Source organism: Sulfitobacter sp. M22 (assembly GCF_021736025.1).
Classification (GTDB): domain Bacteria; phylum Pseudomonadota; class Alphaproteobacteria; order Rhodobacterales; family Rhodobacteraceae; genus Sulfitobacter; species Sulfitobacter litoralis.
On sequence record NZ_WMEC01000001.1, the window covers coordinates 1,403,155 to 1,417,277 of the forward strand.

General features: G+C 60.0%; 17 protein-coding genes. 8 read left to right on the top strand and 9 right to left on the bottom strand.

The genetic code is table 11. From position 1 onward, the window contains the following. Nucleotides 1-34 precede the first annotated feature (34 nt). Nucleotides 35-1,351 carry a polyhydroxyalkanoate depolymerase gene (gene phaZ / locus GLP52_RS07020; RefSeq protein ID WP_237271934.1) on the top strand — a complete coding sequence of 439 codons (1,317 nt, stop codon included), beginning with the start codon at nt 35-37 and terminating at the stop codon, nt 1,349-1,351. Then, on the top strand, nt 1,351-1,941 hold the full coding sequence (locus GLP52_RS07025) for a DUF6151 family protein (RefSeq protein ID WP_237271935.1): 591 nt from the start codon (nt 1,351-1,353) through the stop codon (nt 1,939-1,941). The genes phaZ and GLP52_RS07025 overlap by 1 nt, the downstream gene beginning before the upstream one ends. A gap of 15 nt (nt 1,942-1,956) precedes the next feature. Here the strand turns inward: GLP52_RS07025 and GLP52_RS07030 are convergent, their stop codons facing one another. The 5 genes from GLP52_RS07030 to GLP52_RS07050 all read right to left on the bottom strand — a co-directional run bounded on the left by GLP52_RS07030 (nt 1,957) and on the right by GLP52_RS07050 (nt 5,708). Continuing rightward, complete coding sequence (locus GLP52_RS07030; protein WP_237271936.1) at nt 1,957-2,667, bottom strand: alpha/beta fold hydrolase; 711 nt, start codon at nt 2,665-2,667, stop codon at nt 1,957-1,959. 65 nt (nt 2,668-2,732) lie between these two features. Continuing rightward, nucleotides 2,733-3,347 carry a hypothetical protein gene (locus GLP52_RS07035; RefSeq protein ID WP_237272666.1) on the bottom strand — a complete coding sequence of 205 codons (615 nt, stop codon included), beginning with the start codon at nt 3,345-3,347 and terminating at the stop codon, nt 2,733-2,735. Between the two features lie 35 nt (nt 3,348-3,382). Continuing rightward, entirely contained in the window at nt 3,383-4,132 is a 750-nt protein-coding gene (locus tag GLP52_RS07040) for an alpha/beta fold hydrolase (RefSeq protein WP_237271937.1), read from the bottom strand. A gap of 2 nt (nt 4,133-4,134) precedes the next feature. Then, nucleotides 4,135-4,368, bottom strand: coding sequence for a hypothetical protein (locus tag GLP52_RS07045; RefSeq protein WP_093733261.1), 234 nt, complete (start codon nt 4,366-4,368; stop codon nt 4,135-4,137). A gap of 59 nt (nt 4,369-4,427) precedes the next feature. Continuing rightward, complete coding sequence (locus GLP52_RS07050) at nt 4,428-5,708, bottom strand: MFS transporter (RefSeq protein WP_237271938.1); 1,281 nt, start codon at nt 5,706-5,708, stop codon at nt 4,428-4,430. Between the two features lie 172 nt (nt 5,709-5,880). Between GLP52_RS07050 and thrS the strand changes: the two genes are divergently transcribed. The 5 genes from thrS to GLP52_RS07075 all read left to right on the top strand — a co-directional run bounded on the left by thrS (nt 5,881) and on the right by GLP52_RS07075 (nt 10,570). Further along, nucleotides 5,881-7,830 (top strand): threonine--tRNA ligase, encoded by a 1,950-nt coding sequence (gene thrS, locus GLP52_RS07055; RefSeq protein WP_237271939.1) that lies wholly within the window; start codon nt 5,881-5,883, stop codon nt 7,828-7,830. 219 nt (nt 7,831-8,049) lie between these two features. Further along, on the top strand, nt 8,050-8,352 hold the full coding sequence (locus GLP52_RS07060; protein WP_093733264.1) for a BufA1 family periplasmic bufferin-type metallophore: 303 nt from the start codon (nt 8,050-8,052) through the stop codon (nt 8,350-8,352). Between the two features lie 91 nt (nt 8,353-8,443). Then, complete coding sequence (bufB, locus tag GLP52_RS07065) at nt 8,444-9,292, top strand: MNIO family bufferin maturase (RefSeq protein ID WP_237271940.1); 849 nt, start codon at nt 8,444-8,446, stop codon at nt 9,290-9,292. Next, a complete protein-coding gene (locus tag GLP52_RS07070) occupies nt 9,289-10,038 on the top strand; it encodes an HvfC/BufC N-terminal domain-containing protein (protein WP_093733266.1) in 750 nt (249 codons plus the stop codon). Before bufB ends, GLP52_RS07070 begins: the two co-directional genes overlap by 4 nt. Nucleotide 10,039: 1 nt before the next feature. Next, the gene (locus tag GLP52_RS07075; protein ID WP_237271941.1) at nt 10,040-10,570 is read left to right on the top strand and encodes a DoxX family protein; all 531 of its coding nucleotides are present in this window, start codon (nt 10,040-10,042) and stop codon (nt 10,568-10,570) included. A gap of 3 nt (nt 10,571-10,573) precedes the next feature. Here GLP52_RS07075 and GLP52_RS07080 read toward each other — a convergent pair whose 3' ends face one another. After that, a complete protein-coding gene (locus tag GLP52_RS07080; protein ID WP_237271942.1) occupies nt 10,574-10,894 on the bottom strand; it encodes an arsenate reductase family protein in 321 nt (106 codons plus the stop codon). Nucleotides 10,895-11,047: 153 nt separating this feature from the next. Between GLP52_RS07080 and GLP52_RS07085 the strand changes: the two genes are divergently transcribed. Then, a complete protein-coding gene (locus GLP52_RS07085; protein ID WP_093733269.1) occupies nt 11,048-11,254 on the top strand; it encodes a cold-shock protein in 207 nt (68 codons plus the stop codon). Between the two features lie 60 nt (nt 11,255-11,314). Here GLP52_RS07085 and GLP52_RS07090 read toward each other — a convergent pair whose 3' ends face one another. The 3 genes from GLP52_RS07090 to thyX form a co-directional block, all read right to left on the bottom strand. Continuing rightward, on the bottom strand, nt 11,315-11,608 hold the full coding sequence (locus tag GLP52_RS07090; RefSeq protein ID WP_237271943.1) for a hypothetical protein: 294 nt from the start codon (nt 11,606-11,608) through the stop codon (nt 11,315-11,317). Nucleotides 11,609-12,078: 470 nt separating this feature from the next. Further along, a complete protein-coding gene (locus tag GLP52_RS07095) occupies nt 12,079-13,203 on the bottom strand; it encodes an FRG domain-containing protein (RefSeq protein ID WP_237271944.1) in 1,125 nt (374 codons plus the stop codon). Beyond that, a complete protein-coding gene (thyX, locus tag GLP52_RS07100) occupies nt 13,200-14,120 on the bottom strand; it encodes an FAD-dependent thymidylate synthase (protein WP_237271945.1) in 921 nt (306 codons plus the stop codon). Before thyX ends, GLP52_RS07095 begins: the two co-directional genes overlap by 4 nt. Between the last annotated feature and the right edge of the window lie 3 nt (nt 14,121-14,123).

The following is a 14,123-nucleotide window of genomic DNA, read 5'->3' on the forward strand; positions in this document are numbered from 1 at the left end:
AGGGCGCAAGGCCCCCCAACAGGAGACCCCTTACATGAAGTATATGGCATCTTACGATTTAATGGAAACGATGAGAAACACCAATCAGTGGCTTGGCGCCACCGCGTTGGCGATGGCATCGTATCCCGCTTTTGCAGCTGTTCCGAACCCCGCGCTGAACTGGATGGCCGCTTGGGGCGAAGTGACCGAACGCAGCTTTTCGCGCATGGTGGTCAAACCTGATTGGGACATTCCGCCGGCTGTTGGTGCCGATGGTCTGGATCATCCCGTCCTGATTGAAAAAGAGCTTCAAGGTCCGTTTGGCGATCTGGTGCATTTCGTTGTGCAGGGCCGCGACACGCCCAAGCGCAAGATCCTGCTGGTCGCGCCCATGTCCGGCCACTATGCGACCCTGCTGCGGTCCACCGTGATCAGCCTGATCCCCGATGCCGATTTGTACATCACCGACTGGCATAATGCCCGCGACATCCCTGTCAGCGCCGGCAAGTTCGACGTAGAGGATTATACCCTGCGGCTCGTCGACTATATGCGCCATCTGGGCCCCGACGTGCATGTGATCGCCGTGTGCCAACCTGCGCCACTGACCCTTGCCGCAACCGCCTATCTGGCCGAACAGGACCCCAAGGCGCAGCCCAGCTCGCTCACGTTGATTGGCGGGCCGATCGATACCGCCGCCAGCCCGACAGAGGTGACGGATTTCGGCCAACGCGTGAACATGAACCAGTTGCAAGAGATGATGATCCAGCAGGTCGGCTTCCAGCACCAAGGCGTGGGCCGCAAGGTCTATCCCGGTCTGTTGCAGCTGAACTCCTTCATCACGATGAACGCCGAAACCCATGCCAAGGCCTTCCGCGACCAGATCATGCGCGTCGCACAAGGGACGGCAGGCGACCATGACAAGCATAACAAGTTCTACGACGAATACCTCGCCGTGATGGACATGCCCGCCGAATTCTACCTGTCTACCGTGCAGCGGATCTTTAAGGACAATGAAATCGGCACCAACAGCTTCACGATCCAAGGCCAGCCCGTCGACATCGGCAAGATCACGGATGTTGCGGTGAAAACCGTCGAAGGCACCAAGGATGATATCTCGGCCCCTGGCCAATGTGTCGCCGCGCTGGACCTATGCACCGGCCTGCCCGACGACAAAAAGGCCAGCCATCTTGAAGACGGCGCAGGGCACTATGGTATCTTCGCAGGCAAAAGCTGGCGCGAGAATATCCGCCCGCTGGTGCTGAAATTCATCGATGAAAACCAGCGCACGGCCAAGGCAGCGGCCCCCCAAGCCCCCGCCGCCCCAGCCAATGCCGGCAAGACTTCGGTTCCGGCCCAGAAGTCGACAGCATAATGCCCGCCGCGCCGCGTGATCTGCCCTTTGCCTGCACCTGTGGGACTATCAAAGGGACTTTGCGCGGCGTGACACCCGCACGCGGCAGCCATGCCCAGTGTCACTGTATCGATTGCCGCGCGGCCGAGGTGTACTTGAACCACCCCGACCCTGCGCCACAGGCGGTCCAACTGTTCCAAACCACGCCCGACCGTTTCGACTTTGATCAGGGGTTCGACCGACTGGGCGTGTTTGCTTTTGGTGAAAAGAGCCTGCTGCGCTGGTATGCGACCTGCTGCGGGACGCCGATGTTCAACACGCTGCGCAAGCCCAAGCTTGCCTTTGCCAGCATCATGACCAGCGCTCTGTCCGACCCTTCGGCGCTTGGGCCCATCGTCGGCACCGGATATATCCCCACACCGTCAGGCAAAACCCGCAACGAGGGACTGCCGCGGTTGATCTGGGGGGCGCTATCGCGTGCTGCGGGGGCCAAGATAACGGGACGGTGGAAAACCAACCCCTTTATCGATCCCGATACCACGACGCCCAACCGCCCTGTGCAGATCGTGCCGAACGACCAGCGCCAAGCCATCCTCGACGCCCTGCGTTAATCCCGTCCTCAGACGCTAGGCAGGGGTCAGGGGCATCTTCATCCATTCCTTGATTGCTGCGGTCGTTGCCTCTGGCTGCTCCAGCGTGGGCAAATGCCCTGCCCCTTCGATCACGCGCAAAATGGCATAGGGCAGCAGTTCGGCCATAAAACTATGGCGCTTGACGGGGTTCAGCTTGCCCACCTCGCCACACATCACCAGCGTCGGCACCTTGCATTTGCGCAGCACCGCTTGCTGGTCGCGTGCCCGTTGCAAGGCGCGGGCCTGACGGATGTAGACCTCGGGTCCCAGCGTGTCTGCCATATCCATCGCGATCTCTAGGATCGCCGCGCGGTTCGGGCCGGGGGCCAACCACAAAGGGTCCAGCTCTTCGCGCATGGCATCGGCCAGCCGCCCCGACTTGACCTTGACGATCAACATCTCGCGCGCGGCGGCGGTCTGCGGCGTTTCGGCCAGCGGGCTGGCATCAATCAACGCCAACCGCGTCAACCGATCCGGCGCACGGCGCAAAATCTCAAGCGCGACAGCACCGCCCAACCCCATCCCTGCCAGCGCAAACCGTTTGGGCAATTGATCCAGCAGACCGGAGGCAATTTCCTCGATCCGTTCGCCTTGGGTGATCGGGGCCACGGTAACGGCGGTTTTCGCCGACAGTTCGGCAATCTGCGGCCAGAACACCCGCGCGTCAGACATGAGGCCGGGCAGAAGAACAAGAGGGTCAGCCATGTATGTCCCTGTCATTAGTCATAAATTCGCGCCACTTCGGGACACTGCTGCTGCGCCGTACCTCATCATGGATAGGCGATGCCACGCAAGGGCGGAAAATCCTTATAGCGCGTGCGGCGCTGCGCCAAGGGCTCTGACGGCGACTTCCCGCCACGCAATAATATCCCGCGCGGCGCGATATAGCTGGAAATGCTGCGCTGCGGCTCTGGTCGCCAGGTCAGGTTAAAGGCCGCGAGCTTGGGAAAGAACCACATCTCGGAATAGGGCAGATGATCATGCACCCACCACGCCAGATCGCGCCAGTCGCGGCCCTGATCATACTGGTCGGCAAACCACGGGACCACGATGCTGGCGCCCGCGATTGCCTGCGCCCCTGCCCCGCGATCCCAGATATGACATTCGATCGGGTTGTCATTGGCCGCGCAATTCAGCTTGCGCCGGTTGCCATAGGCATTCAGCGCCGCCGACCGATACCCTGACCGCACAGCGATACGTCCAAAGGTTTCCTCTAGCGGGTCCAGCAACGACGTGCAAAAGGCCCGCCCGTTCTCGATCGCAAGATCAGGATCGTCGGGGATATTGGGCTGTCCGTGAAAGCCCGAAATCTCAGAGTACATAAAATCGCGCATAAAGAAATGCCGGGACAGGCGGACCCGCCCAAAAGTCTCGAGGCTCCACATGCTGGCCGGTTTGCGCATGGCGAAGCCCCTTTCCCTCAGGCCGCTGCGGCGACCTCTTCCACCGCTTGGATCAGCAGGCCCAGACAGCGGTCGTCGGAAAAGCGGTGGTCCGCATCCTTGACCAGTTGCAACTGCATGTCCGGCCCCTGCGCATGTTCCAGCAGCCGCACAGCGGTGGCAACGCTGACGGCGGTGTCTGCGGTGCCTTGCAGGAAGCGCGTCGGGAACGGCAGATGCAGCGGATCGCGCAGCACCAGCTGCGTGCGTCCGTCCTCGATCATGCGGCGGGTGATGATGTAGGGCTCCATATAGTCAGACGGCAGCTCGACCTGCCCCGCCTCGGCCAAAGTCTGTTTCTGCGAATCGGTGAAGCTGGCCCAATAACCGTCTTCGGTAAAATCAGGGGCCGCGGCGATGGTCACCAGACCCGCGATCCGCGACGGCAGCGCGCGCGCCAACAGCAGCGACTGCCAACCGCCCATGGACGACCCCACCGGCAAGATCGGCCCCGCGGTCAGTGCTGCTACCGCCGCCAAGGTATCTTCGGCCCAATCGCCAATGCAGCCGTCGGTAAACGCGCCAGAGGATTCCCCATGACCCGAATAATCAAACCGCAAAAAGGCCCGCCCCTCGCGTTTGGCCCAGTCTTCAAGGAACACCGCCTTGGTGCCCATCATGTCGGATTTCAGACCGCCCAGAAACACCACGCAAGGGCCTTTTCCGTCGGTCTTGTGATAAGCCAGCCGCCGCCCTTGAGGCGTTTCCAGATACATCGGAGCCGTCATCCTCAGCCCCCCAGATAGGTGCCCTTGGCGGGGCGGTAAAAGATTTTCTGATTGTGCAAACGGCCCAGCAGATCGTCGATCCGGCGCAGGCTGTCTTTGGCGGCATCGGCGGGCAGCATCGATGCCGTTTCATTCAGCGCGTCCATCGACAGGTCACGTTTGGTCACATGCAGCGCCGCTTCGATCAGGTCAATATCGCTGATCGTCAGCTCAAAGTTGCGGTTGTGTTTGGACATGGGCTTCCCCCCTTTGGGTCAAATGCGCGCCCCAGTCATACGGCGCGCGGCCCCAACGATCAATCCGCCGCTTCGACTTCGCGCAGGCCAAGCGCCGCCAACGCCGCCGCCGCGGACATGGCTGCGAATAAAACCAGCGTTGCCACTGGCCCGATCAGTGCCGCGCCGCCACCCGCCACACCGGCGATCAGCAGCAGCCCGCCAATCACGGTGTTGGACACGGCGGCATAGGCCGACCGCTGGTCCTTGGGCGACATATCCACCAGATAGGTCGACCGCCCCTGCCGCACCCCGTGATAGGCGATCATCAGGACAAACAGCACCAGCGGCATCGCCCAGATCTGCGTCGCCATGCCAAGCAGCGCCAGCGCCACCGCCCCCACCATCGCCACTGCACCGACAATGCCGGTCAACATCAGCACACGGCGGCTCGACCGATCCGACAACCGCCCCCAGACGTACGAGCTCAGCAGCGACGCCAAGGCCGAGGCGAGCACCAGCGCGCCAAGCTGGCCGAGGGCGGATTGATCCTCGCCCCCCGCCAGCACCACAAAATACGGCGGCGCAAGCGATGTGGCGACCAACAGCCCGCGCACCAGTATGAACCGTCGCAGGTTTGCGTCTTCTTTGAGGATGGCAAAGCTGGCCGGCGTGGCCTTGGCGCTGTCGCTCGGGGCCTCGTCCAGCGTTGAAAACAGCAGCGCCGCCCCGCCCCACAGCAGCGCGGCCAGCGCAATCGCCGCAATCACCACGCCGCGATCCTGCACCAGCCCCGACATCAGCAACAGCGCCAGCACCAGCACCCCGGCAGAGGCGACAGAGCCCGCAGTGCCCGTGATCGATCCGCGCCGCGACTTGCCCACGGTCTTGCCGAGGATATCCTTGTACGACACCGAACAGGCCGCACGGCTGACCGCCAGCCCCGCCAGCGCCCCGCAAATTGCCAGCCCCGCCGCTGATCCGTCCAACATGAGCGCCGCCAGCACGATCAACGCCGCGAAAATGCCCTGCCCCGCAGACCCCGCGACCCAAGCCCATTTGCGCCGCGCCATCGCTTGCACCCAGCCCGCCATCACGATCTGCGGTAGCAGCGCCCCCGCCTCGCGGATCGGCACCAGCGCCCCCGCATAGACAGCCGGCGCGCCAAGCGCTGTCAGCAGCCACGACAACATCAGCTTGGGGTCAATCAGCCCGTCCGCGACTTTGGTCATCGTCAGGCTGGCGATATGGCGCAGGGCGTTCCGGGCCTCGGCCTCTTGCGCGTGGGGCGACAGGTCCTGCGCGTCGCCCTCTGCCCCCGAAAGGGTATCAAACGCCCGCTGCGCCATATCATCTTGCATATCTTCCGGTCCCGTCGCTTCTTGGTAATCCCCTGCAATCTATCGCAAGGGGCCGCCAAGGAAAGGACCCCACCGCGATATTGACAACCCAGACCACCGACGCCAAACAGGCCGAACGCATATAACCCGCAACCGGGCGTCTCGTAGGCGCCAAACCGACGAGGAGGCCCGCATGGCCCAGATCACCCTCACCCTTCCCGATGGCAACGCACGTCAGTACGACGCAGGTATCACTGCGGGCGACGTGGCCAACGACATCTCCAAATCGCTTGGCAAAAAAGCGATCAGCGCCACCGTGGACGGTGCGCATTTTGATCTGGCCTGGCCGATCAACGCAGATGCCGACATCGCGATCCACACCATGGCTGACGAAGCGCAAGCGAACGAGCTGGTACGCCACGACCTTGCCCACATCATGGCCCGCGCCGTGCAAGACCTGTGGCCCGATACCAAGGTCACCATCGGCCCCGTCATCAAGGACGGCTGGTACTATGACTTTGACCGCAAGGAATCCTTCACCCCCGAAGACCTTGGCCTGATCGAAAAGAAGATGAAGGAAATCATCAACAAGCGTGACCCCGTCCGCACTGAGGTCTGGGACCGCGCCCGCGCGATCAAGCATTACGAGGATTTGGGCGAACCTTATAAGGTCGAGCTGATCAACAGCATCTCCGGCGACGAGCCGCTGCGCATGTACTGGCACGGCGACTGGCAAGACCTCTGCCGTGGGCCGCACCTGCAACACACTGGGCAGGTGCCGGGCGACGCGTTCAAACTGATGTCCATCGCGGGCGCTTATTGGCGCGGCGACAGCGACCGCGCGATGCTGCAACGGATTTACGGTGTGGCCTTCACCGGCAAGGAAAAGCTGAAAGCGCACCTGAACATGCTCGAAGAGGCTGCCAAACGCGACCACCGCAAGCTGGGCCGCGAGATGGACCTGTTCCACATGCAAGAAGAAGCGCCGGGTCAGATCTTCTGGCACCCCAACGGCTGGCATATCTATACCGAGCTTCAGGATTACATGCGCCGCAAACAACGCGCCGGCGGCTATGTCGAGGTGAACACACCGCAGGTCGTGGACCGTAAACTCTGGGAAGCCTCCGGCCACTGGGAGAAATACCAAGACCACATGTTCATCGTCGAAGTGGACGAGGAACACGCCCGCGAGAAATCGGTCAACGCGCTGAAACCGATGAACTGCCCCTGCCACGTGCAGATCTTTAACCAAGGTTTGAAATCTTACCGCGACCTGCCCCTGCGCATGGCCGAATTCGGATCGTGCAACCGCTATGAACCCTCGGGCGCGCTGCACGGGATCATGCGCGTGCGCGGCTTTACGCAAGATGACGGCCACATCTTCTGTGCCGAAGACCAGATCGAAGCCGAGACCGCGAAATTCATTGAATTTCTGTCCGGCATCTACAAAGACCTCGGGTTTGAAAACTTCAGCGTCAAATTCTCGGACCGGCCTGAAAAACGCTCCGGCTCGGACGAGGTCTGGGACAAGGCCGAGGCCGCGTTGCTGTCTGCCACCCGCGCAGCTGGCATCGAACCCACGCTCAACCCCGGCGAAGGCGCGTTCTATGGCCCGAAACTGGAATTTGTGCTGACCGACGCCATCGGCCGCGACTGGCAATGTGGCACCCATCAGGTGGATTTTGTGCTGCCCGAACGGCTGGACGCGACCTATATCGGATCGGACGGCGCAAAACACCGCCCCGTCATGCTGCACCGCGCGACATTGGGATCATTCGAACGTTTTATCGGCATCCTGATCGAAGAACACGCAGGCAAACTGCCCTTCTGGCTGGCCCCGCGTCAGGTTGTCGTGGCCGCCATCACCTCAGAGGCCGATGACTACGTCCACGAGGTCGTCGCCACTCTTAAGGCACAAGGCGTCCGCGCCGAGGCGGATGTCCGCAACGAGAAAATCAACTACAAGGTCCGTGAACATTCGGTCGGCAAAGTGCCGGTGATCCTTGCGGTCGGGGCGCGCGAAGTCGAAGAGAAAACCGTGTCCGTCCGCCGTCTGGGTGAAAAGCAAACCTCCGTTCAGGCGCTATCGGACGTGGCAGATGCGCTTGGCATCGAAGCCACACCGCCCGATCTGCACGGCTGAAACCTGTAACAAACGTCTCGGGGCGCAATGATCTTGCGCCCCGAAGCTGTCATAATGTTTCAATATTGCGCCTTACGACGCGGGATTCTCACGCATTGTTACAAAAAAACCGGCGATTTCCTGACGCCTCTGTGACACACTTTGATGTGAGTAGCTTTGTCGCACCCCCCGCGGCTTAATGTCCTTATCGACACGCAACCCAATCAGGAGGAAACACCAATGTCCAACACGATGAAAACGCTCGCCGTTGCCGGCGCTGTTGCCGCAGCAATGTCCGCGCATGGCACAACAGCCAATGCGGCATCCAAAGAAAAATGCTATGGCGTCGCGCTTGCCGGTCAGAATGACTGCGCAGCAGGCCCCGGCACCACATGCGCCGGCACATCCGTCACTGATTACCAAGGCAACGCCTGGACGCTAGTTGACGCAGGCACCTGCGCCGAGATGGAGCTGCCCGAAATGGCTGACGGCTCCGAGCGTATGGGATCGCTCGAAGCGCTGGACCGCGATCTGCCAGCCTAAGGCCCCTTGCGGCTTAAACCCCTCGCCTGTGCAGCACGGAGCATCCGGCTGCGCAGGCCCCTTACGCGACCCCTACGATAGGGAGCCCCCCATGCCAGACGGAACCGCCCGTTTCGCCACCCTGCCCGCCAGCCCCGGCGTTGGCTATAAGCCCCAGCATTTCAAAGACCTGCAGGACGATCCTGGTCCGGTACAGTGGATCGAAATCCATGCAGAGAATTATATGGGCGACGGCGGCCGTCCCCTTGCGCAGCTGCGCGCGCTGTCCGAAAAGTTCGCGCTGTCAGTCCATGGTGTCGGCCTCAGCATCGGTGGTGAAATGCCGCTCGATCGTGACCACCTGGCCCGTCTGAAAAAGCTCTGCGACTGGGCAAAGCCCGCCAGTTTTTCAGAACATCTGGCCTGGTCCACCCATGACAGCGAGTTTTTGAACGACCTGTTGCCCTTGCCCTATACGGAATCCACCCTGTCCCGCGTGGCCGACCACATCAGTCAGGTTCAGGACACAATTGGGCGTCAAATGCTGCTGGAAAACCCCTCCAGCTACCTCGCCTTTGATGAATCCACCTTGTCTGAAACCGACTTTTTAGCCGAACTTACCCATCGAACCTCCTGCGGTTTATTGCTGGATGTCAACAATGTGTTCATTTCGGCCCAAAACCTTGGTCTCGCGCCCCGCGACTATATCGACGCCTATCCGGTCGACGCCGTGGGCGAGCTTCACGTTGGCGGCCACGAAGAAGACAGCGTTGGTTTCAACCAGCCGCTTTTGATCGACAGCCACAGTCGCCCCGTTGTCGACCCCGTCTGGGATTTGCTGGCCTATACGCTGGACCGCACCGGCCCCAAGCCCGTGCTGGTGGAATGGGACAATGACGTGCCCGACTGGCCGACCCTGCGCACAGAGGCAGAGCGTGCGGCGGATGTGCTGACCCGATGACCACGCTGCAACGGTTTCGTACGCCCCTGCTGGACCCGACGCAGGACCGCCCCGAGGGGCTGCGCGGTGCCGCTGGCGCGCCCGCCGACACGCGCTATGACGTCTACCGCAACAACGTCACCCATTCCTTAATTGCAGCGCTGCACAGCGCTTTTCCCTTGGTGCTCAAAGTATTAGGCACGCAGAATTTCGACCGGCTGGCCCCTGCCTACGTCCGTGCGCACCCGCCGACCTCTCCGCTCATGATGCATTACGGCGCTGATTTTCCCGACTTTCTCGCCGCACAACCGCAATTGTCTAAAATGGGTTACCTGCCCGACTGCGCCCGCCTCGACCTTGCCTTGCGCCGATCCTACCACGCGGCTGACAGTGCGCCCTTTGACCTCGAAACGTTCCAGCAGCTTACGCCAGAAGAGATGATGCAAACACAGCTCATCCCCGCCCCTGCGACGGTTTTGCTGCGGTCAAGCTGGCCGCTTTTTGATATCTGGCGGTTCAACATGCAGGCCGATGCCCCCAAGCCGCAAATGCAGGCCCAAGACGTGTTGATCACCCGCCCCGAGTTTGACCCCGCCCCGCATCTTTTGCCCCCCGGCGGCGGTGATTGGTTCGCCGCATTGGCCGAGGGCGCAACGCTTGATCAGGCCCATGACACCGCGCTGGCGCTTGTGCCTGATTTCGATCTTGGTGCGGCCTTGGGACTGTGCTTTGCAACTGGCGCATTTCGCGCAAAGAACGGCGGATAAGATGCTGAAGACCCTCACCCTTTATGACCGCGCCACCCACTGGATTTCAGCGCAGGACTGGCTGCTGCCGACGCTTGCACGGTTTCTATTTGCTGCCGTCCTTATGCAGTATTTCTTTGCCTCCGGCCTTACCAAACTCGACGGGTTGGTGACGCTGAGCACCGGTGCCTATGTCCAGATTTTCCCCCGTGCGTTCGAGGCGGCGGGCTATGACGCGACAGCGCTTTCGGCGTTCCACGGGTTGGTGGCCTATGCGGGGACGCTGGCGGAGTTTGTGCTGCCGGCGCTCATCGTGGCGGGGCTGTTCACGCGGTTTGCGGCGTTGGGGATGATCGGCTTTGTGGTGCTGCAATCGCTTACGGATCTGTACGGCCACGGGCAATGGAGCGCGCTTGGCCAGTGGTTTGACCGTCTGCCGGACGGAACCATTCTGGACCAACGCGGGCTTTGGGTGCTGCTGCTGGTGGTGCTGGTGGTCAGGGGCGGCGGGCCGGTGGCGCTGGACCGTATTTTGCTGGCGCGCCGCCGCTGAGGGTTACTGCGCGGCTTTGACCTCGGCTTGGGTCGTGTCATTCCAGCCGAGGAAAAGATCCTCCCCCACGGCGATGAGGGGACGTTTCATCAGCGCGGGATGGGCGACCAGAAGTTCAAGCGGATCGGAGGCGCGTTCGGCATCGTCCAGACCACGCCATGTGGTGGAACGCGTGTTCATCAGTGCTGCGCCAAAGCGGGCGTGGGCGCGGGCCAGAACGTCAGCGGGGACACCGTCTTGGCGGACATCGACCAGCTGCGCGTCGGGCAGCGCCTTGATCGCCTTGCGGCAGGTATCGCAGTTCTTCAGACCGTAGATCAGCATTCTCGTCTCACTTTTTCGGGTTTCATATGTCCTAAGATAATCGGGCAGCGCAAAATTTCTTGATTTTCGACGCAGGCGAACAACCTTTTACCGCGTGGGGCGGCGAAAGCAATTTTCGGGCCTGCGACAGCGAGTAATGAGGAGCGTTGAGATATGCCTACGGGTACAGTCAAATGGTTTAACACCACCAAAGGATACGGATTTATCGCGCCGGAGAGCGGCGGGTCGGATATTTTTGTCCATATTTCGGCAGTGGAACAGTCCGGTCTGACCGGTCTGGCGGACGATCAGAAAGTGTCTTTCGAAATGTCCGAGGGGCGCGACGGGCGTCAGATGGCGACGGAACTGGAGCTGCTGTAAAGAATCCGATGCCCGAGGGGCGCCGGATCCAGTTATGCGGGCATCAATCGGGGCTGCGGCTTAGCGGCAGCCCTTTTCGCCCGGCACGCAAGAATAGCTGGCGCGGCGCGGGTGATAGTGGCGGACCTTGTGCTTTTTCGGCGCGGGGTGCGACATCATCTGCTGGTAGCTGGTGGCCGTGTTCGGCGTGCCGCAGCAGATCACGCCGGAGATTGTGACCGGCTGAAGCCCTGCGGGGCAGAAGTTGGCGGAGGACGGATAGGCGTAGATTTTTGGCTCTGCCGAGACCTGCGCGGGCAGCAAAACTGCGCCCATCAAACCCAATCCGGCGATCATTCCTGTTGTTATACGCATAATATCCCCCGTTCTTTTCAATTTCCTTTAATTTGCCCAGACTTAAGCGCCAAGTCTAGCTTTTTCGCCTTTTGGGGCTGGAGGCTGGCGGGACTGGCGGGGCGGGCTTTGCGCCGTCGTAGGGTCTCGGGTTACCCATGGGTAACTTAACCTATTGTTATTGTTTGTTTATTTTTTGTTATGGGTGCGTGCGGTGGAGTGCGTTTGCTGGGATGAGGCGTGGTCCGGCACAGATGAGTCAAAAACCGTGGCCGACTTTTGAGGGGTCGAACGCGGAATACCCCGCATTTTGCTGGGGATGAATGAGGTGACCTAAACAGGAACTGCCGCGCCCGAACCGAGGGGTGGAAGTGAAGCGCCGACTCCGCGAAGGCAAGCCTTCGCGGAGTCGGTGACGCAGATGCTTTGCATCCGCTGACCCGCCCCGTGGGGGCGGTTCGGGCGCTGCCCAATCGGAGATTGGCATTGCACTAACTAAAATTTAAATCACGCAACTCTTCGCAGATACTTTCAATTCCTGGAAACATAGAAGCTTTTGTAATTCCCATTAACCGCAAATCGCCGATAGCTTTCTTAGCTTCGTACGCTGGCAAATCGAATGCATGAAGATAGGTTTGGCCATCCGCCTCTTGCAAATTTTGAATAAAGCGCTCGATATCTTCAAGATTTGTAAGATTCAAAACACCCTGTTGGGGAATAGCTCTTTCATTTTCGATTGCGAGTGTTTCGAGATTAGAAAAATGAGGTTTAACTAAGTTAAGGTGTGTCAGTTGATGATATTTCTGCTGATACAGTGTCCTATTGAAAGCATATATGCGTATGGGTTCTTTCTGATTTGGGTTTGTGTCTTTGTAAGCAAAAAAAGCAGCGACAAATGGTGATCGTGTCCAGTCAAGAAGCGGGGTTGGGAAGCCATGGTGCTGGGCGAGATTGAAGAATGCCCCTAACTCAATTGGATTTTCGAGATTAAATAGGTGCTTAGTTCTCGCACTCAAAGCATTGTGAAGTCGCTTCAGATCCTCGTGGAAATATCGTCTTAAGTCACGCCTATTCGTTCTATGGAAACTTGTCATCAAAGGCCAAGGTTGACTTTGACCGCGGAAAACCCAACCCAAGTTCGGCTTATCGGTTACAAACGCTTGAAATTCTGCCCAAGTCTTCACTTGATTGTTGGCTATCACTCTAGAATTGGTAGCAGCCACTGATCGAATAAGCCGCGCTGATCCACCAGTTCCAATCTCTGTTTTCCAACTGAGATTTATCGTTCCCGCATCGATTGGTGTAAAGATACCATCGACAACCTGCGGCAGCCTGACGCCCGGAAAACGATCGCTGAGCTCTGACCAATTGGGAATATATCCGTTATCTGCAATAAAGTGGATCGGTGTACACGAAATATCAAACTTTGTCAGAAAATCTTCTGCTTCGATCGGCGCGAGCGAAGACGGCAAATCATCCCCTTTTGGATATAGGTAAAGAACTCCTTTCGCAATTCCATCTATACTGTCTAAATCCATAACCATGGTTCCCTCGGGGTCGCCATCGTTTTCACCAATCCATTGCCCTGCAAGAGAGTTAGCAGAATTAGTACTCACCCAATCACTCCCTTAAACTCCCGCCATTCCCCCTTGCTCATGCCAGAGGTCTCCTGCGTGACCTCCTCACCCTTCACCATCCGACGGATACACTCAAGAGCTGTATTTGACACAGTTGCGCCACCTAGACGGTAATCCTCGAAGGCGCGGTAGGCGGCGGGGACCCAGTCGGCGACGACGTTGCAGATGGCATCGGCATAGACGCGGATTTCGTATTGGGCGTGGGCATCGGCGCGCAGACGCAGGAAATGGAACAGGTTGTGCAGGTCCACTTTCCAATACCATTGCGTGTAGATGTTCGACGGCAGGTTCATCCGCGCCAGCTCTCGCGCGAGACCATCCTGGGGTTCGCCGTCGGGGCCGGTTTCGGCAATCATCGCCTCGTAGTTGTCATAGGCGCGGTTGCTGTCGGATTTGAGGGTCTCGAGCACGCGGGCGGCCTCGGCGCCTTCGAGCACGCCACCGCGGCCTTGATTGTTCACCACGCTTTGCGCGTTCACATGGGCGGGTTCGGGGATGTAGAATTCGCGGTCGAGGATCGAATAGCGGGCGGAGTATTCGTTGACGTTGGCGGTCCGGTGACGGATCCACTGGCGCGCGACAAAGACGGGCAGTTTGACGTGGAGCTTGATCTCGCACATCTCGAAGGGGGTGGAGTGCCAGTGGCGCATCAGGTAGCGGATCAGGCCTTCGTCGTTTTGGACCGATTTCGTGCCACGGCCATAGCTGACGCGGGCCGCCTGACAGATCGCTTCGTCGTTGCCCATATAGTCGATGACGCGCACAAAGCCGTGGTCGAGCACGGGAATGGCCTTGTAGAGATGCGCCTCTATCCCGTCCGAGACGGCGCGCAGGGTCTGTTTCGGCTCGGCCCGCAGGGCGTCGATTTCGGCTTGTTGGTCGGGGCTGATCGGCATGGG